General features: G+C 66.2%; 13 protein-coding genes. 4 read left to right on the forward strand and 9 right to left on the reverse strand.

Annotation, left to right across the window (positions count from 1 at the left end):
• Window positions 1-11: 11 nt before the first annotated feature.
• The 3 genes from DD559_RS09285 to DD559_RS09295 all read right to left on the reverse strand — a co-directional run bounded on the left by DD559_RS09285 (window position 12) and on the right by DD559_RS09295 (window position 4,420).
• Window positions 12-1,790 carry an IlvD/Edd family dehydratase gene (locus tag DD559_RS09285; RefSeq protein ID WP_240610386.1) on the reverse strand — a complete coding sequence of 593 codons (1,779 nt, stop codon included), beginning with the start codon at window positions 1,788-1,790 and terminating at the stop codon, window positions 12-14.
• 58 nt (window positions 1,791-1,848) lie between these two features.
• Window positions 1,849-3,258 carry a sugar porter family MFS transporter gene (locus DD559_RS09290; protein WP_276308194.1) on the reverse strand — a complete coding sequence of 470 codons (1,410 nt, stop codon included), beginning with the start codon at window positions 3,256-3,258 and terminating at the stop codon, window positions 1,849-1,851.
• A 115-nt stretch (window positions 3,259-3,373) separates the two neighbouring features.
• Entirely contained in the window at window positions 3,374-4,420 is a 1,047-nt protein-coding gene (locus tag DD559_RS09295; protein WP_116470825.1) for a LacI family DNA-binding transcriptional regulator, read from the reverse strand.
• 160 nt (window positions 4,421-4,580) lie between these two features.
• Between DD559_RS09295 and DD559_RS09300 the strand changes: the two genes are divergently transcribed.
• Window positions 4,581-6,980 (forward strand): glycoside hydrolase family 3 N-terminal domain-containing protein, encoded by a 2,400-nt coding sequence (locus tag DD559_RS09300; RefSeq protein WP_116468920.1) that lies wholly within the window; start codon window positions 4,581-4,583, stop codon window positions 6,978-6,980.
• A 37-nt stretch (window positions 6,981-7,017) separates the two neighbouring features.
• On the opposite strand, the gene paoC is transcribed toward DD559_RS09300, so the two are convergent.
• The 5 genes from paoC to DD559_RS09320 all read right to left on the reverse strand — a co-directional run bounded on the left by paoC (window position 7,018) and on the right by DD559_RS09320 (window position 11,754).
• A complete protein-coding gene (gene paoC, locus DD559_RS09305; protein ID WP_116468921.1) occupies window positions 7,018-9,225 on the reverse strand; it encodes an aldehyde oxidoreductase molybdenum-binding subunit PaoC in 2,208 nt (735 codons plus the stop codon).
• 3 nt (window positions 9,226-9,228) lie between these two features.
• Window positions 9,229-10,179, reverse strand: a complete 951-nt coding sequence (locus tag DD559_RS09310) for an FAD binding domain-containing protein (RefSeq protein WP_116468922.1) — start codon at window positions 10,177-10,179, stop codon at window positions 9,229-9,231.
• Window positions 10,176-10,817, reverse strand: coding sequence for an aldehyde dehydrogenase iron-sulfur subunit PaoA (paoA, locus tag DD559_RS09315; protein ID WP_116468923.1), 642 nt, complete (start codon window positions 10,815-10,817; stop codon window positions 10,176-10,178). The genes DD559_RS09310 and paoA overlap by 4 nt, the downstream gene beginning before the upstream one ends.
• A gap of 253 nt (window positions 10,818-11,070) precedes the next feature.
• Window positions 11,071-11,370 carry a hypothetical protein gene (locus DD559_RS19640; protein WP_133243808.1) on the reverse strand — a complete coding sequence of 100 codons (300 nt, stop codon included), beginning with the start codon at window positions 11,368-11,370 and terminating at the stop codon, window positions 11,071-11,073.
• Window positions 11,371-11,499: 129 nt separating this feature from the next.
• Window positions 11,500-11,754 carry a hypothetical protein gene (locus DD559_RS09320; protein ID WP_116468924.1) on the reverse strand — a complete coding sequence of 85 codons (255 nt, stop codon included), beginning with the start codon at window positions 11,752-11,754 and terminating at the stop codon, window positions 11,500-11,502.
• 92 nt (window positions 11,755-11,846) lie between these two features.
• Here DD559_RS09320 and hemN point away from each other — a divergent pair, with 92 nt between their 5' ends.
• From hemN to DD559_RS09335, 3 genes are all read left to right on the forward strand, one after another.
• A complete protein-coding gene (hemN, locus tag DD559_RS09325; protein WP_116468925.1) occupies window positions 11,847-13,169 on the forward strand; it encodes an oxygen-independent coproporphyrinogen III oxidase in 1,323 nt (440 codons plus the stop codon).
• A 125-nt stretch (window positions 13,170-13,294) separates the two neighbouring features.
• A complete protein-coding gene (locus DD559_RS09330; protein ID WP_116468926.1) occupies window positions 13,295-16,603 on the forward strand; it encodes a trifunctional glycoside hydrolase family 18/polysaccharide deacetylase/glycosyltransferase family 2 protein in 3,309 nt (1,102 codons plus the stop codon).
• 178 nt (window positions 16,604-16,781) lie between these two features.
• Complete coding sequence (locus DD559_RS09335) at window positions 16,782-17,120, forward strand: helix-turn-helix domain-containing protein (protein ID WP_240610194.1); 339 nt, start codon at window positions 16,782-16,784, stop codon at window positions 17,118-17,120.
• Between the two features lie 38 nt (window positions 17,121-17,158).
• Here the strand turns inward: DD559_RS09335 and DD559_RS09340 are convergent, their stop codons facing one another.
• Window positions 17,159-18,166, reverse strand: a complete 1,008-nt coding sequence (locus DD559_RS09340; RefSeq protein ID WP_116468928.1) for a P-loop nucleotide/nucleoside kinase family protein — start codon at window positions 18,164-18,166, stop codon at window positions 17,159-17,161.
• Window positions 18,167-18,206 lie beyond the last annotated feature (40 nt).

The following is an 18,206-nucleotide window of genomic DNA, read 5'->3' on the forward strand; positions in this document are numbered from 1 at the left end:
ATCCTACCGATTCAGTGGTTGTGCCGGGGCACCTTCAATCCGGTGCCGCGGTACTTGGTCGCGAATTCCAGCACGCCGCCTTCGTGGAGCTGGCCCGACTTCTCGCGGTACAGCTCTTCCCAGGGCGTGTTGCTCGGCGGGATCGGTGGGGCGGGCTCGCCCTTGCGACGGGCGATCTCGTCGGCCTCGACCAGCGCGTCCACGCGGCCCTGGTTGAGGTCGATGCGGATCATGTCGCCGGTGCGCAGCCAGGAAAGCCCCCCGCCCGCCGCGCTCTCCGGCGAGGCGTTGAGGATCGAGGGGCTGTCCGACGTGCCCGACTGGCGGCCGTCGCCCAGCGTCGGCAGGCTCTGGATGCCCTTCTGGAGCAGCGCATCGGGCGGCTGCATGTTGACCACCTCGGCCGAGCCCGGCCAGCCCAGCACGCCCGCGCCGCGGATCACCAGGATGCAATTGTCGTCGATGGCGAGCGCCGGATCGTTGATCCGGTGGTGATAGTCGTCCGACCCGTCGAACACCACCGCGCGGACCTCGAACACGCCCTCCTGCCCCGGCTTGGAGAGATAGCGTGCGCGGAAGGCATCCGAGATCACGCTGGTCTTCATGATCGCCATGTCGAACAGGTTGCCGGTGAGCACCAGGAACCCGGCCTTCTCCATCAACGGCTTGTCGATCGGGAAGATCACGTCGGCGTCGAGCACGCGCGCGTCCGCCACATTCTCCGCCATCGTGCGGCCGGTGCAGGTCGCGACGCTGCCGTCGAGAATGCCCGCGTCCACGAGCAGCTTGAGCACCGCGGGGATGCCGCCGGCGCGGTGGAAGCGCTCGGACAGATACTGGCCCGCCGGCTGCATGTTGACGATCAGCGGCAGGTCATAGCCGGTCTGCCAGTCCTCGGGCGTGATGGTGATGCCGGCATGGGCGGCCATCGCGTTGAGGTGCGGCTGGGCGTTGGTCGAGCCGCCGATCGCGGTCAGCAGCTTGATCGCGTTGAGGAAGCTCTGCTTCGACAGGATCTTCGACGGACGCAGATCCTCATAGGCCATGTCGACGATGCGCTTGCCGGTTTCGTACGCGATCTGCCCGCGCTCGCGGTACGGCGCCGGGATCATCGCGCAGCCGGGGAGCGACATGCCCAGACCCTCGGCGAGGCTGTTCATCGTCGAGGCGGTGCCCATGGTGTTGCAATGGCCCGAGGAGGGCGCGCTTTCCATCGCGCGGCGGAGGAACTCGGCCTCGTCGATCTCGCCCGCCGCCATCTTGCGGCGCGAGCGCCAGATCACCGTGCCCGAGCCGACCAGTTCGCCCTCGTGCCAGCCGTCGAGCATCGGGCCACCGGAGAGGACGATCGCCGGGATGTCGACGGTGGAGGCAGCCATCAGCGAAGACGGCGTGGTCTTGTCGCAGCCGGTGGTCAGGATCACCGCATCGATCGGATAGCCGTTGAGGATCTCGACCAGGCCGAGATAGGCAAGGTTGCGGTCGAGCGCCGCGGTCGGGCGCCGGCAATTCTCGAAGATCGGGTGGAGCGGGAATTCCATCGGGATGCCGCCCGCCGCCAGGATGCCTTCTCGCGCGCGCTTCACCGTCTCCAGATGGATGCGGTTGCACGGCGCAATGTCGCTGCCCGACTGGGCGATGCCGATGATCGGCTTGCCCGACGTCAGCTCCGCCGGCGTGATGCCGTAGTTCATGAAGCGCTCGAGATAGAGCGCGGCCATGTCGGCGCGGCCGGGGGCGGCGAACCATTCGCGCGATCGGAACGGACGGGCAGGCGTGCGGGTCACGATTCAAACTCCCAAAAAACAAAAAGCCCCTCCCCTGGGAGGGAGGGGCCGGCAGAAGGCCTCAGCCCTCCATCGCCTCGAGTTCCTTGCCCTTGGTTTCCTTGATGAACTTCAGGACGAGGAAGAAGCTGACCGCCGCGCAGACGGCGTAGAAGGTGTAGCTGGCAGCAAGGCCGAGCTTGGACGCCATAACCGGGAAGCTCTGCGCAATCAGATAGTTGGCGAACCACTGGGCGAAGCCGCACACCGCCAGCGCCGAGCCGCGGATCTGGTTCGGGAACATCTCGCCGAGCATCACCCACATCACCGGGCCCCAGCTGATGTTGAAGAAGATCACGTAGAGATTGGCGGCGACCACGGCGATCTTGCCGAGCTCGGGCGAGAGGACCAGCTTGCCCGAGGCATCGAGCGAGCCATGGCCGAAGGCATAGACGAGCACGAACAGCGTCACCGCCATGCCCGCCGAGCCAATCAGCAACAGCGGCTTGCGGCCGATCCGGTCGACCAGACCGATCGTCACGAAACAGGCCGCGATCGAGACCGCGCCCGAGACGATGTTGATCAGCAGCGAGTCGGCTTCGGTGAAGCCGGCCAGCTGCCACAGCGTCGAGCCGTAATAGAAGATCACGTTGATGCCGACGAGCTGCTGGAACACCGCGATCACCAGGCCGGCCCACAGGATCGGGCGGATGCCGCCGGTGCGCGGGTCGATCAGGTCGCGGAAGCTCGGGCGATGGTCGGTGGTGAAGCTGGCGCGGATTTCCTCCAGCTTGGTGCGCGCGGTCTGCGGGCCGAACAGGTCGGTCAGCACCTTGGTGGCTTCCTCGATGCGCCCCTTGGCGACCAGGTAGCGCGGGCTCTCCGGAATGAAGAACAGCGCGACCAGGAACACCGCGGCGGGGATCGCCTGCATCAGGTACATCCAGCGCCAGGCTTCGAGGCCTGCCCAGAAGGCGTTGGTCGAGGCGCCTGCGGCAGCGGCAAGGTAATAGTTGACCACGAACGCGGCGGTGAGGCCGGAGATGATCATGATCTGCTGCACCGTCGTCATCCGGCCGCGAATGTTCGCGGGGGCGACTTCGGAGATATAGGCGGGCGACAGCACCGAAGCCGCACCCACCGCGATGCCGCCGGCGATCCGGGCGACGACGAACACGCCGTGCAGGTGCGCAAAGCCCTGCGCCAGCGCGCCGACGAGGAAGATGAAGGCGGCGAGCCGCATCACGTTGCGGCGGCCGATCGCATCGGCCAGCGTGCCGGCGAAGAACGCACCGATGAAACAGCCGATCAGCAGCGAGCCGACGGTGAAGCCAAGCCCGGCTTCATCCAGTTGGAATGCGGCCTGCAGGCCAGGCTGGGTACCGTTCACGGCACCACTGTCATATCCGAAAAGCAATCCGCCGATCGTGGCCACCGCCACGATGGCGCTGATCAGGCCGATATTGGCCCGCTCCGCCGTCTGGTTCATCAGGTCCCTCTCCTCAACACCCCGGATGTGGCGCGATTTGTTAGCGGTAACGCTGGCCCGTGCAACCAGGAAAAGCAAGCCCGCACATCGCTGCACGCAACTTTCTGCCAGCGTTGTCCTATCGCCGGGGTGGCGGCGCGCAGGATTCGCGCACGATCAACTGATGTGCAAGCACTTGTTCGGCGGCCTCGCTTTGTACGCCGGGGCGAAGCGCTTCGAGCAGCATGGTCAGCGCCGCCTCGGCCATCGCGGCGATCGGCTGGCGAACGGTGGTCAGTTCCGGCCACATGGTGGTAGCAAGCGCGGTATCGTCGAATCCGACGACGCTCAGATCCTGCGGCACATGCAGGCCGCGGCGATGCGCCACGCCCACGGTCGCGGCGGCCATATCGTCATTGCTTGCGAAGATCGCCGTCGGCGGCTCGGGCAAATCGAGCAGCGCCTCGCTGGCGACGATACCAGACCGGAAGGTGAAATAGCCCTGCTCGACCGGCATCGCTGCAAGGTCCATCCCCGCCGCTGCAATCGCCGCACAGAACCCGCGATAGCGCTCGGCGCTCGATGTCTGGTTCGGGTTGCCGCGGATGAAGCCGATCCGGCGATGCCCCAGATCGATCAGATGCTTCGTCATCGCGGACGCAGCCGCGAAATCATCGATGCGGACATTCAGGCTGCCCTCAGGCGGCAGGCCCATGGCGACGGATACCCAGGGGATGCCGGCAGCTTCCAGCTCCGCACGCACCGCCCCCGCTTCGGAAAGCGGCGGCGGCAGGATCACCCCTTGCACATGCGTCTGCACGAAGCCGCGGGTCGCCTCGGCCTGCTCCTCCGGACGTTCGCCTTCGCACGCTTCCAGCACGAGATGGCAACCGGCACGCCGGGCGGCGGCAAGCGCGCCGATCAGAAACTGCGAAAGATAGGCGGCGGAGGGGTTCGAATAGAGCAAGCCGATCTGCGTGGCTTCCCCTGCAGCCAGGCTGCGGGCTGCGCTGTTCGGCGAGTAGTTGAGCTTGGCGATCGCAGCGAGCACGGCTTCCCGGGTCGCTTCGCGGACATTCGTGCCGCCATTGACAACGCGCGAAACCGTCATCGCGGAAACGCCCGCTTCGCGTGCCACGTCCTGTACGGTGATGCTGCCCCGGCTGCGCCGGCTAGGTTTGCTCATCCCCCCTCCCTGCACGAACGCATAGGTTCGCGCTACCATGATTGCAATCGTTCGAGCGCGCGCGGTTGACCGGCATCGGCACGCCCCCTTATAGCTGATAGCGCTACCATCATGGCAACAGGCGACATCAAGATCGTCGCCAGCCTTCAGGGAGAGGAACATGCGCCACTTTCGCCGCGTCGCCGCGCTTGCCATCGCCGCGAGCGCCTTGACGCCCCTCGTCGGGTCACAGCCGGTTCAAGCGCAGACCACCCGCGCCGAAAAGCCGCTCTACAAGGACGCCAGCCAGCCCGTCGAGGCGCGGGTCAACGATCTGCTCGCGCGCATGACGCTGGAGGAAAAGGTCCAGCAGCTTCAGGCGCTCTGGCTCAACAAGGGCCTGGTTCAGGACAGCAAGGGCGCATTCGATCCCGCGACGGCGAGCAAGAATTTCCCCAACGGGCTTGGCATGATCTCCCGACCCTATGACCGACGCGGCGTTGCTGCCGGCGCATCCGCTGCCGCAGGTGCCAACGCAGGCGACGTCAACCGCAGCCCGGAGGAAACGGCCCGCTACGTCTATGCTGCCCAGAAATGGGCGATGGAGAAGACGCGGCTCGGCATCCCGATGCTGATGCATGAGGAAGCGCTGCACGGCCTGGTCGCGCCGGGGGCCACCAGCTTCCCGCAATCGATCGGCCTGGCCAGCAGCTTCAACCCCAGGCTGGTCGAACAGATCTTCTCGATGGCCGCCAAGGAGGCCCGCGCCCGCGGCGCCAACCTCGTCCTCGCCCCCGTTGTCGACGTCGCCCGCGATCCGCGTTGGGGTCGCATCGAGGAAACCTATGGCGAGGATCCGTACCTCGTCACCCAGATGGGCCTCGCCGCGATCCGCGGTTTCCAGGGCAGTACCCTGCCGCTGGCATCCGACAAGGTGTTCATCACCCTCAAGCACATGACCGGCCATGGCCAGCCGGAGAACGGCACCAATGTCGGCCCCGCCTCGCTCGGCGAGCGGACGCTGCGCGAAGATTTCTTCCCGCCCTTCGAGGCGGCGGTGAAGACGCTCCCCGTGATGTCGGTGATGGCCAGCTATAACGAGATCGACGGCATCCCCAGCCACGCCAACAAGTGGCTGCTCACCGACGTGTTGCGCGGCGAATGGGGGTTCCAGGGCGCCGTGGTCAGCGACTATTTCGCGATCCGCGAGCTGATCACCCGCCACCACATGTTCAAGGACCCCAAGGACGCGGCGCAGCGCGCGCTCGACGCGGGTGTCGACGTCGAGACCCCGGACGGCGAGGCCTATACCCATCTCGTCCAGCTGGTGAAGGAAGGCCGGGTCAGCCAGGGCGAGATCGACAATGCCGTGCGCCGCGTGCTGCGGATGAAGTTCGAGGGCGGGCTGTTCGAGAATCCCTATCCCGAGGTGAAGCTGGCCGCCGCGCGCACCAACACACCCGAGGCGATCGCGCTTTCCCGCCAGGCGGCGCGCGAATCGATCGTGCTGCTCAAGAATGCCCAGGGTCTCCTCCCGCTCGACGCCAAGGGCATCAAGCGCATGGCGGTGATCGGTACCCACGCCAAGGACACGCCGATCGGCGGCTATTCGGACCTGCCCAACCATGTCGTCAGCGTGCTCGAAGGCATGCAGGCCGAAGGCAAGGGCAAGTTCGCGGTCGACTATGCCGAGGGCATCCGCATCACCGATCATCGTGAATGGTCGAAGGATGCCGTGCAACTAGTGCCGGATTCGGTGAACGACCAGCTCCGCGCCCAGGCACTGGAGACCGCGAAGAACGCCGACGTGGTTGTGCTGGTTCTCGGCGGCAACGAGGCGGTGAGCCGCGAGGCCTGGGCCGACAACCATCTCGGCGACAGCGAGACGCTCGACCTGCCGGGGCCGCAGGACCAGCTGACGAAGGAGCTTATCGCGCTGGGCAAGCCGGTGGTCGTGATCCTGCTCAACGGCCGCCCCTATGCGGTGAACTATCTTGCGGAAAAGGCCCCGGCGCTGATCGAGGGCTGGTATCTGGGCGAGCAGACCGGCAACGCGATCGCCGACGTGGTGTTCGGCCGCTACAATCCGGGCGGCAAGCTGCCCGTGTCGATCGCGCGGAACGTCGGCCAGCTGCCGATCTACTATAACAAGAAGCCGAGCGCGCGCCGTGGCTATCTGTTCGGCGACACCAGTCCGCTCTACCCGTTCGGCTATGGCCTGAGCTACACGAGCTTCGACATCGCCGCCCCGCGCCTGGGCACGCCGACGATCGGCATCGCCGACAAGGCGAGCGTCGAGGTGGAGGTGACCAACACCGGCAAGGTCGCCGGCGACGAGGTGGTCCAGCTCTACGTCCATGACGACGAGGCTTCGGTGACGCGGCCGGTGATCGAGCTCAAGCGGTTCGAGCGCGTGACGCTGAAGCCGGGCGAGAAGAAAACGGTCCGCTTCGAGCTGACGCCGGACGATCTGGCGCTGTGGAACAGCCAGATGCGCCATGTGGTGGAACCCGGTACCTTCACCATCTCCGCCGGCCCGGACTCGGCGACGCTGAAGAGCACAACGCTGACCGTGAAGTAAGACAGCGGGGGCGGTACGCGCCGCCCCCGCCCCTGTCTCAAACGAAGGCGGGCATCCCCGGCAGCAATTTGTCGAGCGTGATCGGATAGTCGCGCACTCGCACGCCGCACGCGTTGTAGATGGCATTCGCTACCGCCGCGCCGACCCCGCAGATCCCTAGTTCGCCCACGCCCTTTGCTTTCATCGGCGAACTGGTCGGATCGGTTTCGTCGAGGAAGATCACCTCCTGGTGCGGGATATCGGCATGGACCGGCACTTCATAGCCGGCGAGATCATGGTTGACGAAGAAACCGAAACGCTTGTCGACCGCGAGTTCCTCCATCAGCGCCGCCCCTGCCCCCATCGTCATCGCCCCGATCACCTGGCTGCGGGCCGATTTGGGGTTCAGGATGCGGCCGGCGGCGCATACCGCCAACATCCGGCGGATGCGCACCTCTGCGGTCGCCGCGTCGACCCCGACTTCAACGAAATGCGCGCCAAAGGTGGATTGCTGCTGCTTCTTGGCGAGATCGCCATATTCCATGACGTCCTCGGCGACGATCTCGCCGCCCTTGGCGGCATCGGCGAGCGCCGCGCTGCGATTGCCGGCGCGGACCTTGCCGTCTTCGAACACCGCATCGGTCGCATTGAATCCCAGTGCCGCCGCCACCTTGTCGCGCAGCGCCGCACAGGCAGCATAGACGCCCGCCGTGGCGCTGTTCGCGCCCCATTGCCCGCCGGACCCGGCCGAGACCGGAAAGCTCGAATCGCCCAGTCGTACGGCCACCGCTTCCAGTGGCACGCCCATCATCTCCGCGGCGGTCTGCGCGATGATGGTATAGGTGCCGGTGCCGATGTCCGTCATGTCGGTTTCGACCGTCACCCGACCATTGCCGTCAAGCCGTACGCGGGCGGCGGAGCGCATGTTGAGATTGTTGCGGAACGCCGCCGCCATGCCCATGCCGATTATCCAGCGCCCGTCACGCCGCTTTCCCGGGGTCGCATTCCGGCGGGCCCAGCCGAACCTGTCGGCGCCGATCTGCATACATTCCACCAGCTTACGCTGCGAAAAGGGGCGTTCGGGTTTCTCCGGATCGACCTGGGTATCATTCGCCGCGCGAAAGGCGATGGGGTCTATCCCCAGCTTTTCCGCCATTTCGTCCATCGCGATTTCCAGTGCCATCATGCCGGGCGCCTCGCCCGGCGCACGCATCGCATTGCCCTCCGGCAGATCGAGCACGGCCAGCCGCATCGCCGTAAGCCGGTTCTCGCCTGCATAGAGCAGGCGAGTCTGCGCCACGGCGGTTTCGGGGCCACCGCCGGGCAGATCGCCCGAGCCGCTTTCATGGGCGATTGCACGAATGCGTCCGTTCCTGTCGGCACCGATGCGGATCCGCTGTATGGTGGCTGGGCGATGGGTAGTGTTGTTCGCGATCAGCGGACGCTGCAGCGCCACCTTCACGGGCCGCTTCGCCGCCCGCGCGCCCAGCGCCGCAAGCAGCGCATCGGACCGCACGAACAACTTCCCGCCAAAGCCACCGCCAATGAAAGGCGAGATCAGCCGCACCTTTTCTTTCGGAATGCCCAGCGTGCGGGCGACATCGCCCTTGCCCCAGTTGATCATCTGGTTCGACGTCCACAGCGTCAGCGCATCGCCGTCCCATGCCGCCGTCGAAGCATGTGGCTCCATCATCGCGTGGCTGTGATCCGGAGTGGTGTAGGTAGCGTCCAACTGCACCGCGGCCGCCGCGAAGGCACCGTCAAAATCGCCGGTGCGATCGGGCTTGGGGGTACCGTCGCCATCGCTGGAGATCGGTGCCGTCTTGAGCTGCTCCGCAAGATCAAAGCGTCCGTCCTCGCGAGCATAGCGGACGCGGATCAGCGAGGCCGCGGCGCGCGCCTGCTCGAACGTTTCCGCCACCACCAGCGCGATCGCCTGATGATAATGCTCGATGGCGGGACCACCCAGCAGCTTGGCGGTATTGAAATTACCCTTGGTCAGCTTGCCGGCATTCTCGGCAGTCACGATCGCGAGCACGCCGGGCGCGGCCTCTGCCTCCTCCAGGTCCATGCCGATGATCCGGCCCTTGGCGATGCCTGATCCCAGCACATAGCCATAAGCCGGGTTCTGCACCGCATCGTGCCGTTCATAGGCATAGGGCGCACGGCCGGTGGTCTTGAGCGGGCCATCGATCCGATCGGTGGCCTTGCCGACCACCTTCAGGCGATCGATCGGATTGGTCGTGGCGGGGGTATCGAACTTCATGGCTCAGCCCCTTGCTTCGCTCAGCACCGCGGCGAGCGTGCGCTCGGCCAATGGCAGCTTGAAGGCGTTGTCGTGTGTCGGCGTCGCGCCGGCGAAAGCGATCTTGGCAGTCGCGGCGGCCCCCTTGGGGAGCGCGGCCTCGGCGGCTTCGACCCGCCATGGTTTATGCGCCATGCCGCCAAAGGCGACGCGGCCGGTGCCGTCCTTCTGCACAACCGCCGCCACCGAAACGAGCGCGAAGGCATAGGAGGCGCGGTCGCGCACCTTGTGGTAGAAATGCTTGCCGCCCAACGGCCTGGGCAGCGTCACCGCAGTGATCAACTCCCCGGCTTGCAGACTGTTGTCGATATGCGGCGTGTCGCCCGGCAGCCGGTGGAAATCAGCGATGGCGATCTTCCGGGTGCTGCCGTCCGGCTTCACCGTCTCGACGGTTGCATCCAGCAGCCGCATCGCGATCGCCATATCGCCGGGATAGGTAGCGATGCAGTCCTTGCTCGTGCCGATCACCGCCAGCTGGCGGCTGAACCCGCCGATCGCCGCGCAGCCGCTGCCCGGCTTGCGCTTGTTGCACGCCTGATTGGTATCGTAGAAATAGGGGCAGCGGGTACGCTGGAGCAGGTTGCCGGCAGTGGTCGCCTTGTTGCGCAACTGGCCCGAGGCGCCCGCGACGATCGCGCGGGTCAGCACCGCATAGTCGCGGCGTACGCGCTTGTCGGCGGCGAGGTCGGTATTGCGCACCAGCGCACCGATGCGCAGGCCGCCCTCTGCCGTATCCTCGATCTTGTCGAGCGCGAGCGTGTTGACGTCGATCAGATGCGCCGGCGTCTCGATCTCCAGCTTCATCAGGTCGAGCAGGTTGGTGCCGCCGGCAAGAAACCTCGCACCCGGCGTCTTGGCCGCCAGCGCTGCCGCATCGGCCGGGCTGCTCGCGCGGCTATAGGTAAACGCCTTCATGCCTGCCTCCGCCCCGCGGCCTCGCGGATCGCCTCGACGATGTTGGAATAGGCGCCGCAGCGGCAGATGTTGCCGCTCATCCGCTCGCGGATCTCCGTCTCGGTAAGTGCGGGCAAGGCGGCGACATCGTCGCTCACATGGCTGGGCACGCCCGCCTTGATCTCCTCCAGCACCGCAATGGCCGAACATATCTGCCCCGGTGTGCAATAGCCGCACTGATAGCCGTCATGCTTCACAAAGGCAGCCTGCATCGGGTGCAGGTCTTCGGGCGAACCCAGCCCCTCGATGGTAGTGACGCTGTCGCCAGCGTGCATTACCGCGAGGCTGAGGCAACTGTTGATGCGACGGCCGTTCACGATCACCGTACAGGCACCGCACTGGCCATGGTCACAGCCCTTCTTGGTGCCGGTGAGGTGCAGATGCTCCCGCAGCGCATCGAGCAGGGTGGTGCGCGTATCGACGGTGAGATCGACGGCCTTGCCGTTCACCTTGAACTGCACGGGAAGCATGGTGGGCGCATCGGCGAATGCGGGTTCCTTCGCGTTCGCCCCTGCGGGAATCGCACCGGCGGCGGCACAGGCCGCGCTGGTGATCAACACCCCTCTCCGCGACATGCCGAATTCGGCTGTCCTGTCCATTGGCATCCCCTTTTCCCGTCAATCATGAAGAACCGTGGCGGTCCCGGATCCGCATGTTGCATCCGCAACGCCCCATCTTGTTTTGAGTACACGATCCTATGCAAACGCTTGTGGAAAAGAAAGCGATCCAAGGATCAGGTACAGAGCGTGCAGCCCGCACGATGGCGCTCTTGCTATCCGCCGGGAATGGGGCAAACGGCCCATGGGCAGAACGGCCGCCCCGACGGGGGTCGGGGCGGCTGCAACTCGGGGATCAGAGCTGGCCGCAAAGCCCCAGCAGAATGGATTCCGAACATTTCACGATCGGCACGCCCGGCGGCACATCGATATCCGAACCCCGACCATCACCGACCGGGCCTTCCCCGGTATCCAGTCCAAAGGCTTTTTGACAGGATAGATCGCAATCCCGCTCCCGACCGGGAAAGCCATCGTAACAACTCAACACGCAGTTCATGTAGCCTTCCCAGTCGACATCGAATGCCGCTGCCGGGGTTGCCGAAAACAACCATCCTATTGCTGCAACCGTACCCGTGAACGCGCCAATGCGTCGCATGACCAACCTCCTCCATGAAGGGAGTTCGAAATCTCCATTGAAAGGAAGGACAGTCAACCGAGGTTATTCTCGGGAAACAAATTGTTACCCATTTGAAAAATTACGCCGTTTCGAGGCAATTCCGGCCGATCAATCCTGTGCGTCGGAAAGATCCATGAAATTTCGGGCCGCTTCTCGATCCGCTTCGTCTTCGAACGTCGCATCCAGATCGGGGGCGCTGCCGAACATGAACAGCAACGCCCAGAGCGCAAAGCGGCGCCCGCGATCGGTTTCCAGACCCAGATCCACCTTCATATGTTCGATGCCCGCGGCAAGCGCCGGCGGGGTGATGGCGCCCAGCTCGCGGGTGCCGAAATAGCGAAGTAGCTGATCATCCAGTTGCATCGGGCGATGCCTATCCCCCGCCGCCTCGGGCGGCAAGGCTACGGAACATTCCCAAGCGACAACCCTGCCCACGCCCGCCATGCGATCAGCGCATGTGGACCTATCATCCCGATCTGCTCGCCACGCCGGCGCCGCGCTACACCAGCTATCCCACCGCGGCCGAGTTCGGCGACGCCGTTACGCCGACCGACATGGCCACCGCGCTCGATCGCGTGGCGCCTGAAGCGGAGCTGTCGCTGTATCTCCACATCCCATTCTGCCGCGAAATCTGCTGGTATTGCGGCTGCAACACCGGCGCGGCCAATCGCACCGCCCGGCTCGACGCCTATCTCGCGCGACTTTCCGACGAAATCGAAATGATCGCACGCCGTCTCGATGGTCGCGGCAAGGTGGGGCGGATCGCCTTTGGCGGCGGCAGCCCCAATGCGATCGCGCCAGAGGCCTTCACGCAGTTGGTATCGCAGTCTCGGGCGGCATTCGGCGCCACCGCCCCGGTGCTGTCGATCGAGATCGATCCGCGCGGCTTCGATGCCGATTGGGCGGATGCGATCGGCGCGGCCGGTGTATCGCGGGTCAGCCTGGGGGTGCAGACCTTCGATCCCGCGATCCAGGCGGCGATCGGCCGCGTCCAGCCGCGCGAGGACATCGCCGCAACCGTCAGCCTGCTCCGCGCCGCCGGCGTGGAATCGATCAACTTCGACCTGATGTACGGCTTACCCGGCCAATCGGCCGCCGCTCTGGAAGCCTCGCTGGACGAAAGCGTGGCACTGGCCGCCGATCGGCTGGCCGTGTTCGGCTATGCCCATGTCCCGCATCTGATCCCGCGCCAGCGCCGCATCGATGCGGCGGCGCTGCCCGCCGCCGAACGGCGGTTCGAACAGGCGGCACGGGCCCATGCCCGGTTGCGGGCGGCAGGCTATGACGCGGTGGGGTTCGATCATTTCGCTCTGCCCGGTGACGCGCTGGCCCATGCCGCACGCGACGGGCGGCTCCGTCGCAATTTCCAGGGCTTCACCGAAGACGAATCGGACATCCTGATCGGTCTGGGCGCCAGCGCGATCAGCCAGTTCCCGGACCGGCTGCTCCAGAACGAGAAAAATGCAGGCCGCTGGCACATGGCAATCGCAGCGGGCCGATTCGCAGCAGCGCGAGGGTGCCACCGATCGATCGACGATCAATGGCGGGCCGCCGCGATCGAGGAGCTGTTGTGCCAGGGCCGCGCAGATCTGGCGGCCATCGGCAATCGCGCCGATATCGCGCTGCGTCTGGCGCGTTTCGCCGCACTGAAGCTGGTGCGCTGGGAAGGCAGCATATTGATCCTCGCGCCGGACGCATTGCCCTATGCACGGGTGATCGCCAGCGCGCTCGACGTCTATCGCGGCCAGGCGGCAGCGCGGTTCAGCAGCGCCGTGTGAAAGCGCGCCGCCGCCGCGATCAATACAGTTAGTCCACCGTATAGCTTCAGTTCATCGCAGCTTCTATAAGATGGGGGTCCCCGGCTGCGTGCCGGGATTTTTGCGCCCGCGAAAGATTGCCCCCGATGTCGCCTCCTGTCTTTTTCGATCCCACCGGCATCCGCAAGCGCTGGGCAATCCGCACGGTGATTTTGATCGTCGTCGGCGTTTTGCTGACCGCGGTCATCTTCGCGGCGACCATCGTCAATGTTCCGCCGGCACATGATCTGCCGGTGCGGTGGGAAAATGCAAAGCCGGCCGCACTGCGATCGATGAGCGCCCGCGGCGATCCCCGGCGGCACCGCTGGCTTCCCGGCGGCACCACCAAGCGTCCAGGCGCGCCGCTCACCATAGGCTTCTACGTTCCCTGGGACCAGGCGAGCGCCGACTCGCTCCGCCGCAACATCGGCGATCTCGACTGGGTGGTCCCTGCCCTGATCTCGGTCACCGGCAACGATCACAAAATGCAGATCACCGAGGATCCCCGCCTCGCCACCATCCTTGCCGGTGCGCGCAGGCCAACCCGCGTGCTGCCGATGGTGCAGAACGTTTCCGATGACGGCTGGGACAGCGCCGGCGCCGCACGGCTGATGGCGAGCCCGGCCGCCCGTGCCAAGCTCGCCCGCGATCTGGCGGCACAGGTCCAGGCGCGGCATCAGGCCGGCCTGGTGCTGGACTTCGAAAGCCTGCCCGCCAATGCGCTGCCGGGCTATCTTCAGCTGCTCACCGAAATCAACGCGGCGATGCCGAAGGACAAGCTCCTCGCGGTTACGGTGCCGGCGGGCGACGCGAGCTGGAAGCTCAAGCGCTTCGCCGCCGTCGCCGATCGTGTGATCCTGATGGACTATGACGAGCACTGGCAAGGCGGCACGGCCGGGCCGATCGCGCCCCAGCCCTGGTTCGTCGATCAGCTGCGCAATGCCGTGGCGCAGGTCGGCACCGAGAAGCTGATCGTCGCGCTCGCCAGCTATGCCTATGACTGGCACGGCTCGACGGTGGATGCGCTCAGCATCGAAGAAGCCTGGTCGGCGGCGCACGACAGCGATGCGAGCGTCACCTTCGACAAGGGCAGCGGCAACAGCGCCTTCGCCTACACCGAAAATGGCGAGCATCACGAAATCTGGATGGTCGATGCCGCGGCGAGCTGGAACCAGCTTCAGGCGGTCCGTGCCGCCGGCGTCGGCAGCGTGGCACTGTGGCGGCTCGGCACCGAGGACGCAGGGATCTGGACGGCACTTCTCGCCTATCGCCATGGCGGCTTGCCCGATCTCAGCCGGATCGTGCCGGCCACCGAAGTCGATGTCGAAGGCTCGGGCGAGATTCTTCGGATCACCGCCACGCCGACGGTGGGGCAGCGCGTCATCCGTTTCGATGCCGCGAACATGATCCGCGACGTCACCTATCCCGTGCTGCCCACCCCGTATGTCGTGGTCCGCACCGGCGCCCAGAGCAAACAGGTGGCGCTCACCTTCGATGACGGCCCCGATCCCACCTACACGCCGCGGATCCTCGACATCCTGAAAGCCGCACAGATACCCGCGGCCTTCTTCATCGTCGGCGAAAACGCGCTGCAACACCCGTTGCTGCTGCGTCGTCTGGTGGCGGAAGGGCATGAACTGGGCAACCACACCTACACCCATCCGAATCTCGCTACCACCTCGGCCGCCAGCACCGCGCTGGAACTCAACGCCACCCAGCGGCTGGTGCAGGCCTATACCGGCCGGGGGATGCGGCTGTTCCGCGCGCCCTATTTCGGCGACGCCGAGCCGACGACCGCGGACGAACTCGATCCTGCTCTGGTCGCCCAGAAGCAGGGCTATACCGTCGTCGGCCTCCACGCCGATCCGGACGACTGGAAGCGGCCGGGCGTCGACGCGATCGTCAACGGTGCGGTGAACGCGGTCGAATCGGCGACGCCTTCCTACTCCGCCAACATCATCCTGCTGCACGACGGCGGTGGCAATCGCGAGCAGACGGTGGAGGCGCTACCCCGTATCATCGCCGAGCTGCGCGCGCGGGGATACAGCTTCGTACCGGTTTCGAAGCTGGCCGGGCTTTCCTACGACGCGGTGATGCCGCCGATCCGTGGGAGCGATCTGCTGGCGGTGCGGGCGGACGTCGCGATCTTCGTCGTCCTTGCTGCGATCGCCTCGGCGCTGCGGTGGATGTTCTTCATCGCGATCACGCTGGGCATCACCCGCGCGCTGATCCTGGCCGGCCTGGCGCTGCGGCAGCGCCGCCGCGAACGCGGCGCTCCGCCGGTCTATGTCCCCAGCGTATCGGTGATCATCCCGGCCTATAACGAGGAACGCGTGATCGAGGAATCGGTGCGGCGCGTGCTGGCCAGCGACTATCCCGCGATCGAGCTGATCGTCGCCGACGACGGGTCCAAGGACCGCACCAGCGAGATCGTCGCAGCGGCGTTCGGCGACGATCCGCGCGTCACCCTGCTCACGCTCCAAAATGGCGGCAAGGCCGCGGCGCTCAACCGCGCGCTGCAGGAAGCCAAGGGCGAAGTGATCATCGCCCTTGATGCCGATACCCAGTTCGAACCGGAGACGATCGGGCGGCTGGCGCGCTGGTTCGCCGATCCGAAACTGGGCGCCGTCGCCGGCAGTGCGCAGGTGGGTAATCGCATCAACCTGGTCACGCGGTGGCAGGCGGTGGAATATATCACCGCGCAGAACCTGGAACGGCGCGCCTTGGCCGGCTTCAACGCGATCACGGTGGTGCCGGGTGCGGTCGGCGCTTGGCGCCGGGCCGCGCTCGATGCGGTGGGCGGCTACCCCGAAGACACGCTGGCGGAGGACCAGGACCTCACCATCGCGATCCAGCGCGCCGGCTGGCGCGTCACCTATGACCCCGATGCGGTTGCCTGGACGGAAGCGCCGGAAAGCTTCCGCGCACTCGCCAAGCAACGCTATCGCTGGGCATTCGGCACGCTGCAATGCCTGTGGAAGCATCGCGGCCTGTATCGGGACGGCACCGCCCGCGGCCTGGCCTGGGTCGGCTTGCCCCAGGCATGGGTGTTCCAGATCATCTTCGCCGCGATCTCGCCACTGATCGATATCGCGCTGGTCGCCGCGATCTTCGCCACGGCGCTGCGCATTGCCCAGCATGGCTGGCAGCAGACCAGCACCGATGTATTCACCATGGCGGTTTACTGGATCGCCTTCACCGCGATCGACATCGGCTGCGGCTGGGTCGCCTATCGCCTGAACAGCCGGCGCATCCGCTATCCGGCGCTGCTGCTCGTGGCGCAACGCTTCGTCTATCGCCAGCTGATGTACTGGGTGGTGCTGCGCGCGATCGGCTCCGCTGTCGGCGGATGGTGGGTCGGCTGGGGCAAGCTCGAACGCAGCGGCCGCGTTGGTTCGTCGGGCGCAGCCGCGTGACCTCCCTCCGCTCCGAAGCGCTGGTATGGTCCAGGCGCGGGGTGGGGGTGATCGGCACCGTGCAAAGGTTTGCAATGTCGACTTGATGCAGGTTTAGGAAAAATCCTTGTCTTTCCGCACTATGACAGCTTGCGTACCCGAGCGGACACGCATAGCCATGGTCGCCGTGAAAGACGAAATGATCGACGTCATCGACCGCGCGTCGCAATTTTTGAAAGCGCTGTCCGGCCGCAGCCGCCTGCTTCTGCTATGCCATCTGCTCGATGGCGAGAAGTCGGTCGGCGAACTCGCCCGGCTGACCGGCGCCCGCGACACCGCTGTCTCCCAGCAACTGGCGCTGCTCCGCCGGGAAGGCATGGTATCGGCCCGGCGGGCCGGCCAGATGATCTTCTATTCGCTGGCCAGCCCGGAAGCCAGGCAGATGCTGGACGCGCTGTACGGCCTGTTCTGCACCGAAGCCGCGCCATCCGCGCGGGCGGAGGCCCCGTTCATCGCGCGCTCGGCAGAGAAGGTCTGATCCGCCGATAGCGGCGCGCTGCGATGGCGCGCCGCCCCCTATTTCCGGCCGCGTTCGACGATCGCGCGGACCGCGGGCAGGATCAGTTCCATCGGCCGATTCGCGCGCATCCGATGCCAACCGAACAGATCGCCGACCGAACTGCGGGATTGTTCGCGCACCACGGCGACGGTGGCATCGGAGGCATCGCTGGTCCGCGCCGCGATCCGGGCCAGCCGATCGCCCTCCGGTGCTTCCAGCCAGATGCCGGTGAAGGGCACGCGTGCCTGCTGCGCCAAGGCCTCTGCCACTTCGCGCTCGCTGCGATTGAGGAACACGGCGTCCAGAATCACGGTCGTGCCGCACGCCAGGTGATCGTCGGCGGATTCGAACATCGCCTCATAGGTGTCGGCGTTCTTGCGGGCGGTATAATGCCGGATCGGCAGGCGCGTCTCCGGAGGAAGACCGGCGATCCGCTTGCGGAACACGTCGGATCGCAGCACCCGCGCACCGGGGCGCCTGCCGACATGCCCGCCCAGCAGCCGCGCCAGGCTAGACTTGCCGGTGCCGGAAAGGCCGCCGATGACGATCAGTTGCGGCATATCATACGCCAGCATCCGGTCCGCCGCTTGCGGGTCCTCCGCCTGCAGCGCGAGCATCAACGGCAACAGCGCCCAGCCGGACGCACCCTGCGGCGAGATATCCAGATAGCGGTTGGCGACGATATTGGCCTCGATATGCCTGCCGCCGCCGATCCAGGCCGCAAGCGGCCGCGCCAGATCGAACAGGATGTCCGCCGGGCGCCCATCGGCGAAGGTACGAATCCGCCCGGCCCGCGCGCGGCGCTCCAGATCGGCGCCCTGAAGGGCGATCGCGCTGCGCTGGGCGGAGGTGCGCGCCAGTTCCAGCAGGTGCTGCCGGAAGGCCGCACCTGCGGCGGCTACCGGCGCCTGCGCATGATCGCGCGCCAGCGCTTCCGCATGTGCGAACAGCGCAGCCATGTCGAGGCTGATCGACGGATATTCGCCGCCGCTCGATCCTTCCCTGGTTGGGGCCGCTGCGGCCATGGACCTGCTCCCTGGAGTGCTGGCCCGCGGGCCGTCGCCA

Origin of the sequence: Sphingomonas pokkalii (assembly GCF_003096275.1) — a bacterium.
In the GTDB taxonomy this organism is placed as follows: Bacteria; Pseudomonadota; Alphaproteobacteria; order Sphingomonadales; family Sphingomonadaceae; genus Sphingomonas; species Sphingomonas pokkalii.